Raw genomic sequence first — 17,288 nt, forward strand, 5'->3', positions numbered from 1 at the left:
AGGCGGCACGGAAAACCTCTCGAAGTGTGACAGCGGTCGAACAACAACCCGCGGGACGGCGGCCCGGACGCATCCCCCTCCGGCTGATCCTGGGCCTGCTCCCGGTCGCCTTCGTGGCGTACCTCGCGGTGCGGCACCACCGTGTGCTCGCCGAGGGCTTCCACCACCTGGCGACGGCCAAGTGGCCGTGGCTGCTGGCCGCGGGCGGCGCCACCTGCCTGACCTGGGTCGCCATGGCGGTGACCCGGCAGGGCGCGGTCGTGGAGCGGCTGCCGGGTTTGCGGCTGCTCGCCACGCAGGTCGCGGCGATGGCGGCCAACCACATGCTGCCGACCGGGCTCGGCTCCAGCGCGGTCAACCTGCGGTTCATGACGGTGTGCGGGCTGCCGCTGGCCCGCTCCTCGGCCGCGGTGGCGCTCTATCTGCTCGCCGAGAGCATCGCCCGGGTCGGCATGCTGGCCGTGCTGCTGATCGCCTTCCCGGGCGCGCTGCGGCTCGGCACCCTGCTGCCGGACGCCGCGGTCGGCCCGCTGCTGCTCGTGCTCGGCGCGGTCGCGCTGGTGGCGGCGGCCGTGCTGCTGCTGGTACGACGGCTGCGCACGGCCGTCTTCTCCTTCCTGCGCACGGCACTGGGCGAGGCGCGCTCGGTGCACACCCGCCCGTCGCGGGCGCTGGCGCTGTGGGGCGGTTCGCTGGCGTTCCCCGCGTTGCAGGCGGCCGGGCTGGTCGCGGTGGGGCTGGCGTTGGGGCTGGAGATACCCCTGTGGCACATGGTCGTGGCGTATCTGGCCGCGACCGTCGCCGTCGCCGTGGTGCCCACGCCGGGTGGGCTCGGCTCGGTCGAGGCGGCGCTGATCGTGGCGCTGGTCGCGGCGGGCAGTCCGGCCGCCGTGGCCACGGCGGTGGTGCTGGCGTACCGCATCATCACCGTCTGGCTGCCGCTGCTGCCGGGGGCGTTGACGCTGGGCGCGCTGGTCCGGCTGAAGGTGATCTGAGCCAGTAACGTGCTGCCCCCGACGATACGAAGGGGGCTCCACCATGCCGGTCCGCGTCGAGCGTCAGCAGCACGTCACCACGGTCGTCCTGTCCCGCCCCGAGGCCCGCAACGCGGTGGACGGCCCGACGGCGGCCGACCTCGCCGCCGCCTTCCGCGCGTTCGAGGCCGATGACGAGGCGCGGGTGGCGGTGCTGTGGGGTGAGGGCGGCACGTTCTGCGCGGGGGCGGATCTCAAGGCGATCGGCACCGAGCGCGGCAACCGGGTCGCCGAGGACGGCGACGGGCCGATGGGGCCGACCCGGATGCGGCTGACCAAGCCGGTGATCGCCGCCGTGGCCGGGCACGCCGTCGCGGGCGGCCTGGAGCTGGCGCTGTGGTGCGATCTGCGGATCGCCGAGGAGGACGCCGTCTTCGGGGTCTTCTGCCGCCGCTGGGGCGTGCCGCTCATCGACGGCGGCACGGTACGGCTCCCCCGGCTGATCGGCACCGGCCGCGCCCTGGACATGATCCTCACCGGGCGTCCGGTGCCCGCCCGCGAGGCCTACGACATCGGCCTCGCCAACCGCCTCGTCCCGACCGGCCGCGCCCGCGCCGAGGCCGAGGAACTCGCCGCCACGATCGCCCGTTTCCCCCAGGCCTGCCTGCGCGCCGACCGCGCCTCGGTCCTGGAGCAGGACGGCTTGGACGAGCAGGCGGCGCTGCGCGGTGAGCTCCGCCATGGCATGGGCGTGCTGGCGGAGAGCCTGGAGGGCGCCGCCCGCTTCGCCGCGGGGGCGGGGCGGCACGGCTCGTTCAGGGAGCTGTGAGGCCCCGGGCCCCTTCTGATGGATCGCCGTGAGAGAAGGAGCCGCGTCCGGTGCGGCGCGAGGGCGTGCCGGGCGTCGCGACGCCGCGGAGATCCGTCAGCGTCGCGACGCCGCGGAGATCCGTCAGAAGGGCCCGAGTTCCGACAGGACGGCGGTCGCCGCGCGTACGCCCTCGCGGGCCACGGCCCGCGCGCGCTCCACGGCGTGCACGACGTTGCCGACGGCGAACACGCCGGGGCGTGAGGTGCGCAGGGTGCTGTCGACGGCGGGACCGCGGGTGGCGGGGTCCAGGGCGATGCCGCCGCGCCGGGCCAGTTCGTGGTCGGGAACGAAGTCGCCGGTGAACACGACGGTGTCGCAGTGCAGGACCGTCGTACGGCCGTCGCGGTGGCGCACCCGGACGCCGGACAGGCGGCCGTGGCCGAGGAGTTCGGTGACGCCGGTGTGGGTGAGGAGCGGGATGCCCCGGCGGAGGCGGGCGTCGAGCGCGCGAGCGGGAGCGGTCCGCGGGGCGGGCAGGTCGGTGACCATGGCGACGACCCGGGCGCCGGCCGCCCGTACGGTGTCGGCGGCCGCGTAGGAGACGTCCTCCGCGCCGACCACCACGGCCCGGCTGCCGATCGGCTGCTCGTACAGATGGACCGCCTGCTGGAGTTCGCCCGTGGTGCAGATCCCTGCCGGGCGGGTGCCGGGCACCAGCCGTGCGCTGCGGGGGCGTTCGCGGGCGCCGGTGGCCAGCACGATCGCCCTCGCGGTGATCGTCTCGGGACCGTGCGGGCCGACCGTCGTCAGGGTCAGCGGGCCCGCCCAGTCCAGGGCGGTCACCCCGGTGCGGACGACCGCTCCGGCGCGTACGGCGGCGGCGGTGAGCAGGCGGGCGTACTGGGGGCCGGTCAGCGGGTGCAGCCAGGTGCCGAAGCCGCCGTGCGCGCAGTGCCGGGGCACTCCGCCCGCCCGCTGCTCCCGGTCCAGCACCTCCACCCGGCCCGCCCCGGCGGCGGCCAGCCGGGCGGCGGTGGCGAGTCCGGCGGGGCCCGCGCCGACGACGAGCACGTCGACCTGCCGTACGTCCGTCATGGCCGGGCCTCCTCGAACAGCTGCCGTACCGCCGCCCCGCAGTAGAAGCCCTGGCAGCGGCCCGCCCGGGCGCGGGTGCGGCGGCGCAGTCCGTCGAGGGTGCGCGGCGGGATCGTACTGGCGAGGGCGTCGCGGATCTCGCCGCGGGAGACGCGCTCGCAGTGGCAGACGAGGGTGCCGTACTGCGGGTCGGCCGCGATGAGGTCGGGGCGTTGGTAGGGGCGCGGGAAGGCCTCGCCGAGGTTGGGCATCCGCACGGGCGCCGGCTCCCGCACCGGGCCCGGGTCGAGGCCTGCCTCGGTCAGCAGGCCGGTGACATGGGCCGCGATGGCCAGGGACGCCGTCAGGCCGGTGGAGCGGATGCCGCCGACCGTGACGTACGCCTGGCCGGGGTGGGCGCGGATGCGGTAGTCGTCGTGCTCGGTGGCGGCGCGCAGGCCGGCGTAGACGGCGGTGACCTCCTCGTCGAGCAGCTCGGGGAGGATGCGGCGGCCCTTGGCGCGCAGGGCGGCGAGTCCCTCGGCGGTGGAGCCGGTGGCCCGTTTGTCGTCCAGGTCCTCGGCGGTGGGGCCGAGCAGGACGTTGCCGTGGACCGTGGGGGCGACCAGGACGCCCTTGCCGAGTGCGGTGGGGACGGGCAGCAGGATGTGGTTGACCAGCGTGCGGGCGAACTTGTCGAAGACGATGAGCTGGCCGCGGCGCGGGGTGACGGTGAAGTCGCGGTGCCCGAGCCGTGCGTCGAGCGTGTCGGCGTGCAGTCCGGCCGCGTTGACCAGCCAGCGGGCCCGCAGGGTGCCCGCGCCGGTCGTCAGCACATGGATGCCGTCCTGCCGGCTCACGTCCTCGACGCGTGCGTCGAGGTGCAGGTCGACTCCGTGCCGGACGGCCTGGGTGGCGTACGCGAGGGTCGTCGTCCAGGGGCAGATGATCGACTCGCCGGGCACGTGCAGGGCGCCGAGCGCGCCGGCGCCTAGGTGGGGTTCGCGCTCGTACAGTGCGGCGGGGCCGGGCAGACGGGTGGCGTGGCAGTCGTTGGCCTCGGCCTTCTCGGCGAGGTGGGGCAGGGCGGCGAGCTGTTCCTCGTCCCAGGCGACGAGCAGGGCGCCGACGGGTTCGACGGGGATGCCGGACTCGACGGCGTACGCGGCGAGCAGACGCGCCCCCTCGCGCACCAGCCGTGCCTCCAGCGAGCCGGGGACCGCGTCGAACCCGGTGTGCAGGATCGCGGTGTTGGCCTTGGAGCTGCCCTGACCGACATCGTCCTGGGCCTCGACGAGGGCGACGCGCAGCCGCGGATACCGGGCGAGTTCGCGAGCGATGGCGCAGCCGACGACTCCGGCCCCGACGACCGCCACGTCGTAGGTCCGGGTCATGCGGGCGTCCCGTCGAGCAGCCGGTGACTCGCGATGCCGGCCTCGGACCCGCCCCGGCCGACGTCCTCCCGGGCCTTGAGAAGGGCGATCCCCAGCCACGGACACCGGACGAATTCACCGGCGACCGCACCACCGACGACCACCACGTCATAGAGCCGAATCACGCGAGCCTCCCATCGAGCAGCCAGAGGATCGCCATGCCGGCCTCGGACCCGCCCCGGCCGACATCCCCCCGAACCCCAACGACATCCCCCCGAACCCCGACAAGGGCGATCCCCAGCCACGGACACCAGGCGAATTCACCGGCGACCGCACCACCGACGACCACCACGTCGTACGGCAGGGTCACGCGGGCGTCCCGTCGAGCAGGGCGGTGACCTCGCGGCGGAACGCGGCGAGGCGTTCCGCGGCCTCCTCGGCGCTGATCCGGGGTTCGTACACGGCGGCCGGTTTCCAGCCGGGCAGCGCGGCCTCCACGGTCAGCCCGGGCTCCGCGCCCAGCCGGGCCAGCGCGCCGGCGCCGACGGCGGTCGCGTCGGGCAGCGCCGACACCTCGACCGGGCGTTGCAGCAGGTCGGCCTGGGTCTGCATGAGGAGCGTCGAGCGGGTCAGGCCGCCGTCCACGCGCAGGGTGTCCAGCGGGGCGCCGAGGTCCCGCTCCGCCGCGTCGGCGAGTTCGACGACCTGGGCGGCGATCCCCTCGCACAGGGCGCGGACCAGATGGCCGCGACCCGTGTCGAGGCCCAGCCCGGTGAGCGAGCCGCGCAGGTCGCCGCGCCACCAGGGGGCGGCGAGGCCCGCGAGGGCGGGCACGAAGGTGACCCCGCCGCTGTCGGGGACCGCAGCGCCCACGGCGTCGAGATCGGCGGCGCCCTTGATCACGCCGAGGTCGGTGAGCCAGCGGACGGCGGAGGCAGCCGCGTAGACCTGCCCGTCGAGGCAGTACCCGGCGTGTCCGGCGAGCCGCCAGGCGACACAGCTGACCAGGCCGGAGTCGCCGCGCCGGGGCGTGTCACCGGTGTGCGCGAGGAGGAACGCGCCGGTGCCGTAGGTGCACTTGGCGCCGCCCGGTTCGGTGATGTGCTGGGCGAGCAGCGCGGCCTGTTGGTCGACGACCAGGCCGGTGAGCGGGATCTCCGGGCCGAAGGCTGTGGTCGTGCCGACGGGGCCCGCGTTGTCGACGACCTCGGGCAGCCGCTCACCGGACAGGCCGTAGAGGTCGAGAGCGCGCGGCGACCAATCCGTGCCGTCGAGGTCGAGCAGCTGGGTACGGCCGGCGGTGGCGGCGTCGGTGACGTAGGCGCCGGTGAGCCGGTGGACGAGCCAGGCGTCGCTGGTGGTGACGACTCCCTCGCGGGTGAGGTTCCGTCGTATCCAGGCCATCTTGGGCGCGGCGAAGTACGGGTCGACCGGGAGACCCGTCAGGTGCCTCAACTCCTCCTCGTACGAGGCGAGCCCGGCGCACACGGTCTCGGCGCGGCGGTCGTGCCAGACCAGCGCGTCGGTCAGCGGGCGGCCGGTCACCGGGTCCCAGGCGAGCACGGTCTCGCCCTGGTTGGCCAGGCCCAGGGCGACCACGGGTGAGCGGGCCTCGGTGAGGGCCTGGTGACCCGCCTCGATCACCGAGTCGTACAGCTCGGCAGGGTCGGCCTCGGCCAGGCCGCCGGGCAGCGAGCGCGGGCGCACGGCGGCGAACCCGGTGCCGATGACGCCGCGTTCGGGGCAGATCACCAGGGCCTTGGTGCCGGACGTGCCCTGGTCGACGGCGAGCACCGGACCTGTCATCGAGACCCCTGTCGGCTCCTGGGCGATCACGGCTCGACAGCCTGCCGTCGGCCGCCGCACCGCGTCAAGCACCGCTGACGGACGGTCAGTTCACATACGAAACCGGTGACACGAGGAAGCCCTCATGGTTCGGCAAACCATGAGGAGAATGCGGAAGCTCCGCCTCTATAGTGAGCCGCCGACCGGACATGACCTTGTCAACCGCCGCTCGGGGGAGCCCTGTTGTTACTCCAGCCTGCCGTTCCCGTCCGCCCGTTCCACGGGGCGGGCGGATGAGGGCCAGAGACGGAGCACGACCCGCCTACGACCCCGCAGGACCCGACGCCGCGCTGCGTACGGCCCTTCAGGAAGTGCGCACCGGACGCTGGATGTCGATGCGCACCCTGCTCACGGAGACCGCGTCCTGGTGGCAGTGGACCCAGCGCACCCAGGTCCTGGCGGCCACGGCGGCCGGCACCGACGTGGTGCGGGCCTGGCTCGCCGAGGAACCGGACAGCGTCCCGGCCGTGGTGATGCACGCCCGGGTGGCCGTGGAACGCGCGCTGCGCGCCGCCCGCGGGGATCATCGCCGTACGCAGGAGCTGTGGCACGAGGCCTGGCTGGCGGCCGACGCGGCGACCCGCGCCTCCCCGCACGACCCGGTGCCGTGGGTCTGCCTGCTGGCGCTGGCCCGGCTGGACCGGGAGCAGCGCTGGGACGAGCACCGGGTTCCGGCGCCGGAGCCGATGCTGCCGCCCGGCCCCTGGGGACTGCTCGCGCAGGCCGGCCAGCGCGACCCGTACAACCGCGAGGCCCACCACCGCATGCTCCAGTTCCTGTTCGGGCGGGCCGCCTCGGGGCGGCTCGCGGAGGCGGTCGGCTTCGCGCAGTGGGCGGCCGACGGGGCACCGCCGGGCTCCGCGCTGCACGTCCTGCCGCTGTACGTACGGGTCGAGCGCTACCGGCGGGCGGGCGGACACGACGCCGCGCTCGATCTGCACTGGGTCGCCGAGGACGCGACCCGGGAGGCACGCCGGGCGTTCCACTCCTGGTTCGAGCTCACCACCACCGCCGAGCGCTCCCCGCTCGACCTCAACCACCTCGCCCACGCGCTGTGGGGCGCCCTCCAGTTCCCGGAGGCGGCACGGGTGTTCGACGCGATCGGCCCGTACTACGCGCCCCTGCCCTGGGTCCACCGCACGTCCGATCCGTCCGACCACTCCCAGGCCGTGGACGTCTTCCTGCAGGCCCGCAGCCGCTCGGCGGCGCACCGCCCCTGAGTTCCTTCCGTTTGCCTACCGCCTACCCGAAGGATGCGCATGTCCAGCAACGCCCTCCCGCCGCAGGACGAGGAACAGCGCTTGCGCGAACTCGGCTACAAACCGGTGCTCGCCCGCCGTATGGGCGGCTTCGGCAACTTCGCGATCAGCTTCTCGGTGATCTCGATCCTGTCCGGCTGCATGACCCTGTACGGCTTCGGCATGGGCGCGGGCGGCCCCGCGGTGATGCTGTGGGGCTGGGCCGGGGTCGGCCTGTTCGTGTTGTGCGTGGGGCTCGCGCTGGCGGAGGTGACCAGCGCGTATCCCACGTCCGGCGCGCTGTACTACATGGCCGACCGGCTCGGCGGCCGCCGCTGGGGCTGGTACACGGGCTGGCTGAACCTGCTCGGTCTGCTCGGCGCGATCGCCGGCATCGACTACGGGGCCGCCCTGTTCACGGGCGCGTTCCTGAACCTCCAGTGGGGCTTCGAGCCCACACCGGAGAAGACGTTCCTCATCTTCCTGGTGATCCTGCTGCTGCACGCCACGCTGAACCTGTTCGGCGTGCGCCTGGTGAGCGTGCTCAACTCGATCAGCGTGTGGTGGCACCTCGCCGGTGTCGCCCTGATCGTCGGCGCGCTGGCGATCGTCCCCGACCACCACCAGTCGCCGTCCTTCGTCTTCACCGAGTTCGTCAACGAGACCGGCTGGGAGAACCCGGTCTACGTGGCCGCGATCGGCCTGCTGCTCGCCCAGTACACCTTCTCCGGCTACGACGCCTCCGCCCACCTCTCCGAGGAGACCGCCAACGCCTCGGTGTCGGCGGCGCGCGGCATCGTGCGGGCCATCTGGGTGTCGTGGATCGCCGGTTTCGTGCTGCTCGCCGGTCTGACCTTCGCCATCCAGGACTACGCCGCCACGCGGGCCAGCGAGACCGGGGTGCCGCCCGCGCAGATCCTGCTCGACGGCCTCGGCACGGACGGCGCGAGCGCGCTGCTGCTGGTCGTGATCGTGGCCCAGCTGTTCTGCGGCAACGCCGAGGTCGCCGCGGCCAGCCGGATGGTGTTCGCGTTCAGCCGCGACCGGGCCCTGCCCGGCTCGGCGCTGTGGCGCAAGGTCAGCGGCCGCACCCAGACTCCGGTGGCCGCCGTCTGGCTGTCGGTGGGGGTCGCCGGCGTGCTCGCGCTGCCGTCCCTGTACTCGGCGACGGCGTACGGTGCGGTGACCGCCATCAACGTCATCGGGATCACGCCCGCCTACGTCATCCCCGTGTTCCTGCGGCTGCGCGCGGGCGACCGGTTCCGGCCGGGGCCGTGGCACCTGGGCCGGTGGAGCAGGCCGATCGGCTGGATCGCCGTCGGGTGGGTGGCCTGCGTGACCGTCCTGTTCTGCCTGCCGCAGTCCTCGCCGGTGACGGTCGACACGATGAACTACGCCTCCGTGGCCCTGGTCGTCGTACTCGTCCTCGCCACCGCGTGGTGGTACGTCGCCCGCCGTTCGTACGGAACACCGGCCACGGCCGCGTACGGATCGGACCGGGAACAGGCCGAAATGGCCGAGGGAATCGTCTGAGCTGCGCGATCCGGCCACCGGGCCAGGTACGAACCGGCGTGCCGGATACGGCAGGATGAGCGATCGCGCCGACCCGCACGGTGGCCGGCGCGATCGCACATCCCGTCTTCGAGCAGGTGACTACGTGACGCGACTTCACATCCGGTACGCCGCAGCTTGTTTCCCCGGAGGTGACCGATGACCCGCACGCTGGTCCTGGACGACCTCATCCTCGCCGGAATCGCGCTGGCGGCGGGCCTGTTGGCGGCGTTTCTGCTGCGCATGCTGCTGCGCTGGCTGGGCAAGCACGCCCTGCGGACCCGCTGGGGCGGCGACGACGTCATCGTGGACGCCCTGCGGACCGTAGTGCCGTGGGGGGCGATCGTGGGCGGCGCGGCGTCCGCCGGAGCGGTGCTGCCGCTGACCCGGACCGTCCAGCACCACGTCAACCAGTCCCTGACCGTGCTGTTCATCCTCGTCGTGTCGGTGTCCGCGGCCCGGGCGGTCGCCGCGCTGGTGCGTACGGTCGCCCAGTCCCGCTCCGGAGTCGCCGCCTCGGCGTCGATCTTCGTGAACATCACCCGGGTCGCGGTCCTGGCGATCGGCTTCCTGGTGATGCTGCAGACGCTGGGCATCTCCATCGCCCCGCTGCTCACCGCCCTCGGCGTCGGCGGTCTGGCCGTCGCCCTCGCCCTGCAGGACACCCTGGCGAACCTCTTCGCGGGCATCCACATCCTCGCCTCCAAGACCGTCCAGCCCGGCGACTACATCCGGCTCAGCAGCGGCGAGGAGGGCTATGTCACGGACATCAACTGGCGGCAGACCACCATCCGCAACCTCTCCAACAACCTGGTCATCATCCCCAACGGGCAGCTCGCGGGGACGAACATGACCAACTACAACCGGCCCGAGGAGCAGCTGACGATCCTGCTCCAGGCGGGCGTGGCCTACGACAGCGACCTGGAGCACGTCGAGCGGGTGACCATGGAGGTCATCGCCGAGGTGATGAACGAGATCGACGGCGCCGTCCCGGACCATGAGCCGGCGGTCCGCTTCCACACCTTCGGCGACTCCCGGATCGGGTTCACGATCATCCTGGGTGTGGGCGAGTTCAGCGACCAGTACCGGATCAAGCACGAGTTCATCAAGCGGCTGCACAAGCGGTACCGGGCCGAGGGCATCCGGATCCCGGCACCCACGCGGACGGTGTCGTTGCAGCAGGGCTCGGTGGTCATACCGCAGCAGCGGGGCACCGAGGAGCCGGAGGACGTGGCGTCCGTCCGTGTCGACTGAGCGCATGGGAGGCGTACCCCTGTCGAGGAGGCCCTCGACACGAGATATCTTGATGTCGAGCAATGTTGCAGACGTGGAGCGGAGCACCCGGTGACTGACTCGACCATCATCTATACGCACACTGACGAGGCCCCGGCCCTGGCGACGTATTCCTTCCTGCCGGTGGTCCAGACGTACGCCTCGCAGGCGGGTGTCGCCGTGGAGACGCGGGACATCTCGCTGGCGGGCCGCATCATCGCCGTGTTCCCGGAGTACCTCACCGAGGACCAGCGCATCCCGGACGCCCTGTCCGAGCTGGGCGAGCTGGCCAAGACGCCCGCGGCCAACATCATCAAGCTGCCGAACATCTCGGCGTCCATCCCGCAGCTGAAGGCCGCAGTCGCCGAGCTGCAGGGTCAGGGCTACGCGCTGCCGGACTACCCGGACGACCCGAAGACCGACGAGGAGCGCGAGATCCGCGCCCGCTACGACAAGGTCAAGGGCTCCGCGGTGAACCCGGTGCTGCGCGAGGGCAACTCCGACCGCCGCGCCCCCGCGTCGGTGAAGAACTACGCCAAGACCCACCCGCACCGCATGGGCGCCTGGTCCTCCGAGTCCAAGACGAACGTGGCGACCATGGGCGTGGACGACTTCCGCTCCACCGAGAAGTCCGTGGTGATCCCCGAGGACGGCACCCTGCGGATCGAGCTCAAGGGCGACGACGGCTCCACCACCGTCCTGCGCGAGTCCGTACCCGTCCAGGCCGGTGAGGTCGTCGACGCCTCCGTGATGCGCGTCGCCGCGCTGCGCGAGTTCCTCACCGCGCAGGTCGCCCGCGCCAAGCAGGAGGACGTGCTGTTCTCCGTGCACCTGAAGGCCACGATGATGAAGGTCTCCGACCCGATCATCTTCGGTCACGTGGTGCGCGCCTTCTTCCCGAAGACGTTCGCCCAGTACGGCGACAAGCTCGCCGCGGCCGGTCTGACCCCGAACGACGGTCTGGGCGGCATCTTCAAGGGCCTGGAGTCGCTGCCCGAGGGCGCCGAGATCAAGGCCTCGTTCGACGCCGAGCTCGCCGAGGGCCCGGAGCTGGCGATGGTCGACTCCGACAAGGGCATCACCAACCTGCACGTGCCGTCCGACGTGATCGTCGACGCCTCCATGCCGGCCATGATCCGCACGTCCGGCCACATGTGGGGCCCGGACGGGCAGGAGCACGACACGATCGCGGTCATCCCGGACTCCTCCTACGCGGGCGTCTACCAGGCCGTGATCGAGGACTGCCGCGCCAACGGCGCCTACGACCCGTCGACCATGGGCTCGGTGCCGAACGTCGGCCTCATGGCGCAGAAGGCCGAGGAGTACGGCAGCCACGACAAGACCTTCGAGATCCCGACCACGGGCACGGTCCGCCTGGTCGACCAGAACGGCAACGCCGTGATCGAGCAGACGGTCTCCGCCGGTGACATCTTCCGCGCCTGCCAGACCAAGGACGCGCCGATCAAGGACTGGGTGAAGCTCGCCGTCACCCGCGCCCGCGCCACCGGCGACCCGGCGGTGTTCTGGCTGGACGCCACCCGCGCCCACGACGCCAACCTGATCGAGAAGGTCAACGCCTACCTGCCGGAGCACGACACCGAGGGCCTGGACATCCGCGTCCTGTCCCCCGTCGAGGCGGCCAAGCTGTCGGTGGAGCGCATCCGCCGCGGTGAGAACACGATCTCCGTCACCGGCAACGTGCTGCGTGACTACCTGACCGACCTGTTCCCGATCCTGGAGCTGGGCACCAGCGCCAAGATGCTGTCGGTGGTGCCGCTGATGGCGGGCGGCGGCCTGTTCGAGACGGGCGCCGGCGGCTCCGCGCCGAAGCACGTGCAGCAGCTGGTCAAGGAGAACTACCTGCGCTGGGACTCCCTGGGTGAGTTCTTCGCGCTCGTGCCGTCCCTGGAGCAGTACGCGCAGGCCACGGGCAACGCCCGCGCCCAGGTCCTGGCCGACACGCTCGACCGCGCCACGGCGACCTTCCTCAACGAGGACAAGTCCCCGACCCGGCGCGTCGGCGGCATCGACAACCGCGGCAGCCACTTCTACCTGTCCCTGTACTGGGCGCAGGAGCTGGCCAGGCAGACCGACGACGCCGAGCTGGCGAAGGCCTTCGCACCGCTCGCCGAGACGCTGTCCGCCAACGAGCAGAAGATCGTGGACGAGCTGATCGCCGTGCAGGGCAAGCCGGTGGAGATCGGCGGCTACTACCAGCCCGACCCGGCCAAGGCCGCGGCGGTCATGCGGCCGTCGGCCACCTGGAACGAGGTCCTCGCGTCCCTGAGCTGACGCCCCGGCCTTGACGCCCCGGCCTTGAAGGGCCGTCCGTTTCCGTCTCCGCCCCGACCGGTGCACCGTCCGGCCGGGGCGGAGCCGTGTGAGGGGGCGTCGCCCACCGCCTGCCCTTCCTGCGTACGCCACTGACAACGCCCGGAGCCGCCGATGACCCGCCCCACGCCGTCCTCCTTCGAGTTGCTGCCCGGTGCCGACGACTCCCCCGTGCTCCTGCATGTGCCGCACTCCTCCCGGCAGATACCGGGTGACGTGCGCGCCGGCATCGTGCTGGACGACGCGGCGCTGGAGCGGGAGCTGGACCACATCACCGACGCGCACACCGAGCGGATCGCGGCCGAGGCGGCCGAGGCGGCCGGTGTCGCGCCCTGGCGGTTCGTGAACCGGCTGTCGCGGCTGGTCGTGGACCCGGAGCGGTTCCCGGACGAGCGGGAGGAGATGCTCGCCGTCGGCATGGGTGCCGTATACACGAGGACCACGCACCGGGGTGTGCTGCGAGCCCGGGGCACCGATCCGGGGCCGCTCGTCGAGCGGTACTTCCGGCCCTATGCGGAGGCGATGACCGACGCCGTCGCCGAGCGGCTGGCCGCTGCCGGGCGCGTCGTGATCATCGACGTGCACTCCTATCCGAGCGCGCGGCTGCCGTACGAGCTGCACGGGGAGGGCGCGCGGCCCGCCGTCTGCCTCGGCACCGACTCCTTCCACACCTCGCCCGCGCTGCTCGCGGCGGCCCGGGAGGTGTTCGCGCCGGTCGGGGAGGTGGGACTGGACAGTCCGTTCAGTGGAGCGTACGTACCCCTGAGGTACTACGGGACCGAGCCTCGGGTCTCCGCGCTGATGGTGGAGATCCGCCGGGACACGTACATGACCGAGCCGGGCGGACCGGCCGGACCGGGCCTGTACCGGCTCGCCGGGGCGCTGGCCCGGCTGGTGGACGACGTCACCCGGTGACCACCGGATGGGGCAGTCCCGCGCGACAGGCCGTCCGGCAGTGGTGAGGGTGAGGGCATGACCGAGGAGACCACCACGCTGACGGGGCAGGCCCGGCCGCCGGTACGGCAATGGCCGACGCTCGACCTGCAGGGCACCCGGTTCGACCCGGTCCTCGCGGACCTCATGCGCGAGGGCCCCCTGACCCGGGTCCAGCTGCCGTTCGGCGAGGGCTGGGCGTGGCTGGCCACCCGCTACGAGGACGTGCAGGCGATCACCAACGATCCGCGCTTCAGCCGCGCCGAGGTGACGCGCCGCCAGGTCACCCGGATCGCCCCGCACTTCGAGCCGCGCCCCGGCTCGCTCGCCTTCGCCGACCAGCCCGACCACAACCGGCTGCGCAAGGCGGTCGCCGGGGCCTTCACCGTCGGCGCGATGAAGCGGCTGCGGCCACGCGCGCAGGAGATGCTGGACGAGCTGGTGGACGACCTCGTGCGGATCGGACCGCCGGCCGATCTGATCGAGCGGGTGCTCGAACCGTTCCCGATCGCCGTGGTCAGCGAGGTCATGGGCGTGCCCGCCGAGGAGCGCGAGCAGGTCCACGCCTGGACCCGGCAGATCATCTCCACCTCGGGCGGCACCGAGGCCGCCGACCGTGCCAAGCAGGGGCTGTACGGGTGGATCGCCGAGACGATCCGCGCCCGCGGCATCACCGACGACGAGGACGTGTACTCGCTGCTCGGTGCCGCCGTGGCCCGGGGCGAGATCGACGAGCCGGAGGCGATCGGGCTCGCCGGGCCGCTGCAGATCGGCGGGGAGGCCGTCACCCACAACTGCGGTCAGATGCTGTACCTGCTGCTCACCCGCCCCGAACTGATGCAGCGGATGCGGGACCGCCCCGAGGCCCGCGGCCCCCTCCTCGACGAGCTGCTGCGCTGGATCCCGCACCGCAGCTCCGTGGGCCTGGCCCGGATCGCCCTGGAGGACGTCGAGCTGCACGGCATGCTCATCCGGGCGGGCGATCCGGTGTACGTCTCCTACCTGGCCGCCAACCGCGACCCCGATGTCTTCCCCGATCCGGACCGCATCGACCCCGACCGCGCCCCCAACCCGCACCTGACCTTCGGCAACGGGCCGCACTACTGCACCGGCGCCCTCCTCGCCCGGACACAGACCGAACTGCTCATCGAAACGCTGCTGGAGCGGCTGCCGGCCCTGCGGCTCGCGGTCCCGGCGGAGCAGGTCGCCTGGCGCCGCGAGACCATGGTCCGGGGCCCGCTCGACCTGCCCTGCACCTGGAGAGTGCGCGCCGGGCGTCGCGGGGCAGGCGGGACTTTCGCAACAGGCCCTAGGCCCGCAGCCACTCCGTGACGACCACCTCTCCGCCGGTCCGCAGCCGCAGTGCGAAGGGGCCGGAGGGCGTCACGTCACCGGCGAAGCGGCCCATGGCGTCGGCCGTGAGCGTGTCCGGCGCGGCCGGCCGTGGACCGCCGAGCACCTCGATCCGGGCCGGCTGGGGCGGCAGCACCTGCCCCATCAGGCCCTGGGCGGTCACCTCGACGTCGACGGTCAGTTCGCCGCTGCGGAAGGTCAGCATCCGCGGCGCGTCCGTCACCCCCCGGACGGGGATGGCGTCGACCAGCGAGTCGAAGGTCAGCTCGGCGAGCCGGGCGTCCAGGTCGTGCAGCACGTAGGCGTCGACAGCGATACGGCGCAGTTCGGCCGGCACCGGGTCCAGGACGGCGGCGGCGCCACGGAGCTCCTCCTCCAGCAGGCCGCCGTCGAACTCCTCGTCGTTGTGGACGTCTTCGCGGCCGTCGAAGTCGTCCTCGTGTTCGGCGTTCACAGTGCTCCCCGTGCGTCGAGTCGGGCCCGCAGGCGACGCAGACAGCGCTGGCGCAGCGGCCCGATGCTGCCGACGGCGATGCCCAGGGCGGCGGACACCTCCTGGTAGCTGGGCGGCGGCGAGGCCATCAGGACCCGCAGCAACTGCCTGCAGCGCTCCCCCAGTTCCTCGAACTCCTGCCACAGCCGCCGGATCCGCTCGCTCTCGGCGGCCGCCTCCTCCGAGTCGATCACCGACTGCTCGGGCGTACGGTCCTCGCTGACCCGGTCCAGCAGCTGCGGATCGTCGGTCGGTGTCATCCGGCGGAGACTCTTGAGCACCTTCAGGCTCTCGTGCCGCGCGGTGCTCGCCAGCCACGCCCCCGCCTTCTGCGGTTCCCGGATTCGCCCCAGGTGCTGGGCGAAGCGGAACCAGACGGTCTGGTAGACCTCGTGCGCGTCGGCGTCGGAGAGCCGGTGGGCGCGCACCACCGACCACACCAGTGGGCTCAGCCCTTCCACCAGCGCTTTCCAGGCCGCCGCGTCACCGTCGACGGCGGACTGGACGAGCGCGCCGACATCTGCACGATCCACGGCCCCACCCCTTGTGTACGGCACGTCATCGTACGCGGTGGCGGGGACCGTCAGTGACCTCACGCCCCAGGCCCGGCGGTGCCGGCCGGCGCCGGTCGCCAGGTCGGCGGACGCAGGGCCGGCACGACGGCGCCGCGCACCTCCGCGAACTCGGTGTTGCCCGCGAGCAGTTGCTGCCGTGCGGCACGGGGGTCGGTCTCCTTGTGGGCGACCATGTGGGAGGCGATCATCCCGGCCGCCACGGGGGTGGCGAAGGAGGTGCCGCTCCAGTTGGCGAGACCCTCGAACATCACCTGGTCCGGTTTGTCCGGGTCGGCCTGGTCGCTGCTGAGCACGCCGGTGTGCCGGGGGGACTGGCAGGTGCAGGCGTAGCTGAAGCCGTAGCGGCAGTCGTCGTAGGTGGAGTGCTGGTAGACGTACGGGACGGGCTGGGTGAAGCCGGTGAGGGCGCTGGTGAGGCGCTCGCCGGGGGCGTAGACCCTGACCCAGGCGCCGTGGTTGCTGAAGCAGGCGCCGAACTCACCGTCGCTGCGCAGTGCTCCGACCGACAGCACGGAGGTGGCGTACTCGGGCAGATCGGCGTAGGCGGCGGGCCAGAACGGGGTGGCGCTGCCGTTGTTGCCGGCGGCGGCGACCAGCAGGGTGCGCTGGGTGCGCAGTTCCTCCATGAAGGCCTGTATGCCGAGCAGGCCGTCGGTGCGGCCGTTGGAGGTGCCCGCGGAGAGGCTGAGGATGTCGGGCCAACCGCTGTTGTCGACGGCCTCGAAGAGCTTGTCGCCGAATTCCGACTCCATGATGGCGCCCGCGTCGTTCAGCGTGTTGCTGACGGTGAGGTCGGTGTTGGGCGCGACGGCGGCGACCAGTCCGGCGATGAACGTGCCGTGTCCGACGTACTGCTGGAGGATTCCGTCGTCGTCGCACTCCTTGATCTGGAGGTCGCCCCGGGCGCGGGCCAGCGGCGGGTAGGAGCGGTAGTCCCGCATCAGGCCGGTGTCGATCACCAGCACGCCGACGGCGGTGTCCGGGTCGTAGATGCCCTCGGCGGGCGCGGGGTTGGGCTGCTCGGTGGGCTGAGCGGGCACGGGCTCGTCGCCGGGGCAGGCGTTGACCGGGGCGATGTGCACCACGTGGTTGCGGCTGACCAGCCTGCGTCCCGTGCGTGCCTCCGCCGCGCGCAGCGCGCGCAGGGCATTCGCCACGGCGCGGTCGCCGCGGCGGTCGCCCTCTCCAGGATCGCCGACCTGGATACGGGTGATTCCGGAGCGGTTGGTCTCGGGGCTCGCCCGGCGCACGTGCTCCCCGACCAGACCGGCGGTCTCGGTGAAGTGGGCCCGCACGGTGTCCTCGACGAGCCGGGCCTCCTCGCCGTTCCGGGCGAGCACGACCCCCTTCTCGTACATGAACTCGGCGGAGTCGTCCGGCCCCATCGCCAGCGGGACGTCGGGCATCGAGCGCTGGATCTGGTCGAACTGCTCGCGGAATCGCTGTGGTGCCATGGCGTGTCCTC

15 protein-coding genes and 1 pseudogene are annotated in these 17,288 nt (G+C 72.7%); 8 read left to right on the forward strand and 8 right to left on the reverse strand.

The genetic code is table 11. The annotated features are described in order from the left end of the window. Nucleotides 1-26: 26 nt before the first annotated feature. Together HJD23_RS03475 and HJD23_RS03480 are read left to right on the forward strand one after the other, a co-directional pair. The gene (locus HJD23_RS03475) at nt 27-995 is read left to right on the forward strand and encodes a flippase-like domain-containing protein (protein WP_240980616.1); all 969 of its coding nucleotides are present in this window, start codon (nt 27-29) and stop codon (nt 993-995) included. A gap of 43 nt (nt 996-1,038) precedes the next feature. After that, nucleotides 1,039-1,803, forward strand: coding sequence for a crotonase/enoyl-CoA hydratase family protein (locus HJD23_RS03480; RefSeq protein WP_171110734.1), 765 nt, complete (start codon nt 1,039-1,041; stop codon nt 1,801-1,803). A 147-nt stretch (nt 1,804-1,950) separates the two neighbouring features. Here the strand turns inward: HJD23_RS03480 and HJD23_RS03485 are convergent. The 5 genes and pseudogenes from HJD23_RS03485 to HJD23_RS03505 all read right to left on the reverse strand — a co-directional run. Next, nucleotides 1,951-2,880 (reverse strand): annotated as a pseudogene (locus HJD23_RS03485) (FAD-dependent oxidoreductase); the annotation flags it as partial. After that, nucleotides 2,877-4,253 carry an FAD-dependent oxidoreductase gene (locus HJD23_RS03490; protein WP_171110724.1) on the reverse strand — a complete coding sequence of 459 codons (1,377 nt, stop codon included), beginning with the start codon at nt 4,251-4,253 and terminating at the stop codon, nt 2,877-2,879. The gene HJD23_RS03490 and the pseudogene HJD23_RS03485, both read right to left, overlap by 4 nt. Continuing rightward, on the reverse strand, nt 4,250-4,417 hold the full coding sequence (locus tag HJD23_RS03495; RefSeq protein ID WP_171110722.1) for a hypothetical protein: 168 nt from the start codon (nt 4,415-4,417) through the stop codon (nt 4,250-4,252). Before HJD23_RS03495 ends, HJD23_RS03490 begins: the two co-directional genes overlap by 4 nt. Next, nucleotides 4,414-4,602, reverse strand: coding sequence for a hypothetical protein (locus HJD23_RS03500; protein WP_171110720.1), 189 nt, complete (start codon nt 4,600-4,602; stop codon nt 4,414-4,416). The genes HJD23_RS03495 and HJD23_RS03500 overlap by 4 nt, the downstream gene beginning before the upstream one ends. Then, on the reverse strand, nt 4,599-6,038 hold the full coding sequence (locus tag HJD23_RS03505) for an FGGY family carbohydrate kinase (RefSeq protein ID WP_171110718.1): 1,440 nt from the start codon (nt 6,036-6,038) through the stop codon (nt 4,599-4,601). Before HJD23_RS03505 ends, HJD23_RS03500 begins: the two co-directional genes overlap by 4 nt. A 272-nt stretch (nt 6,039-6,310) precedes the next feature. Here HJD23_RS03505 and HJD23_RS03510 point away from each other — a divergent pair, with 272 nt between their 5' ends. From HJD23_RS03510 to HJD23_RS03535, 6 genes are all read left to right on the forward strand, one after another. Next, nucleotides 6,311-7,297, forward strand: coding sequence for a hypothetical protein (locus tag HJD23_RS03510; protein WP_171110716.1), 987 nt, complete (start codon nt 6,311-6,313; stop codon nt 7,295-7,297). A gap of 39 nt (nt 7,298-7,336) precedes the next feature. Further along, nucleotides 7,337-8,848 carry an amino acid permease gene (locus tag HJD23_RS03515; RefSeq protein WP_171110714.1) on the forward strand — a complete coding sequence of 504 codons (1,512 nt, stop codon included), beginning with the start codon at nt 7,337-7,339 and terminating at the stop codon, nt 8,846-8,848. A 177-nt stretch (nt 8,849-9,025) separates the two neighbouring features. Next, nucleotides 9,026-10,120, forward strand: coding sequence for a mechanosensitive ion channel family protein (locus HJD23_RS03520; RefSeq protein ID WP_171110712.1), 1,095 nt, complete (start codon nt 9,026-9,028; stop codon nt 10,118-10,120). Between the two features lie 90 nt (nt 10,121-10,210). Continuing rightward, nucleotides 10,211-12,430, forward strand: a complete 2,220-nt coding sequence (locus tag HJD23_RS03525; RefSeq protein ID WP_171110710.1) for an NADP-dependent isocitrate dehydrogenase — start codon at nt 10,211-10,213, stop codon at nt 12,428-12,430. A gap of 153 nt (nt 12,431-12,583) precedes the next feature. Further along, nucleotides 12,584-13,384, forward strand: coding sequence for an N-formylglutamate amidohydrolase (locus tag HJD23_RS03530; RefSeq protein ID WP_171110708.1), 801 nt, complete (start codon nt 12,584-12,586; stop codon nt 13,382-13,384). A 57-nt stretch (nt 13,385-13,441) separates the two neighbouring features. Continuing rightward, nucleotides 13,442-14,734 (forward strand): cytochrome P450, encoded by a 1,293-nt coding sequence (locus tag HJD23_RS03535; RefSeq protein ID WP_171110706.1) that lies wholly within the window; start codon nt 13,442-13,444, stop codon nt 14,732-14,734. On the opposite strand, the gene HJD23_RS03540 is transcribed toward HJD23_RS03535, so the two are convergent. From HJD23_RS03540 to HJD23_RS03550, 3 genes are read right to left on the reverse strand one after another with little or no spacing between them, the layout of a single operon-like run. After that, on the reverse strand, nt 14,712-15,209 hold the full coding sequence (locus tag HJD23_RS03540; RefSeq protein ID WP_171110704.1) for a hypothetical protein: 498 nt from the start codon (nt 15,207-15,209) through the stop codon (nt 14,712-14,714). The two genes, HJD23_RS03535 and HJD23_RS03540, sit on opposite strands and share 23 nt — an antisense overlap. Next, nucleotides 15,206-15,781: a sigma-70 family RNA polymerase sigma factor gene (locus HJD23_RS03545; protein WP_171110702.1), complete on the reverse strand. Its 576-nt coding sequence runs from the start codon at nt 15,779-15,781 to the stop codon at nt 15,206-15,208. The genes HJD23_RS03540 and HJD23_RS03545 overlap by 4 nt, the downstream gene beginning before the upstream one ends. Nucleotides 15,782-15,840: 59 nt before the next feature. Next, entirely contained in the window at nt 15,841-17,277 is a 1,437-nt protein-coding gene (locus HJD23_RS03550; RefSeq protein WP_171110700.1) for a S8/S53 family peptidase, read from the reverse strand. Nucleotides 17,278-17,288: the final 11 nt, after the last annotated feature.

This window comes from Streptomyces sp. Z423-1, from assembly GCF_013009255.1.
Classification (GTDB): Bacteria; Actinomycetota; Actinomycetes; order Streptomycetales; family Streptomycetaceae; genus Streptomyces; species Streptomyces gossypiisoli.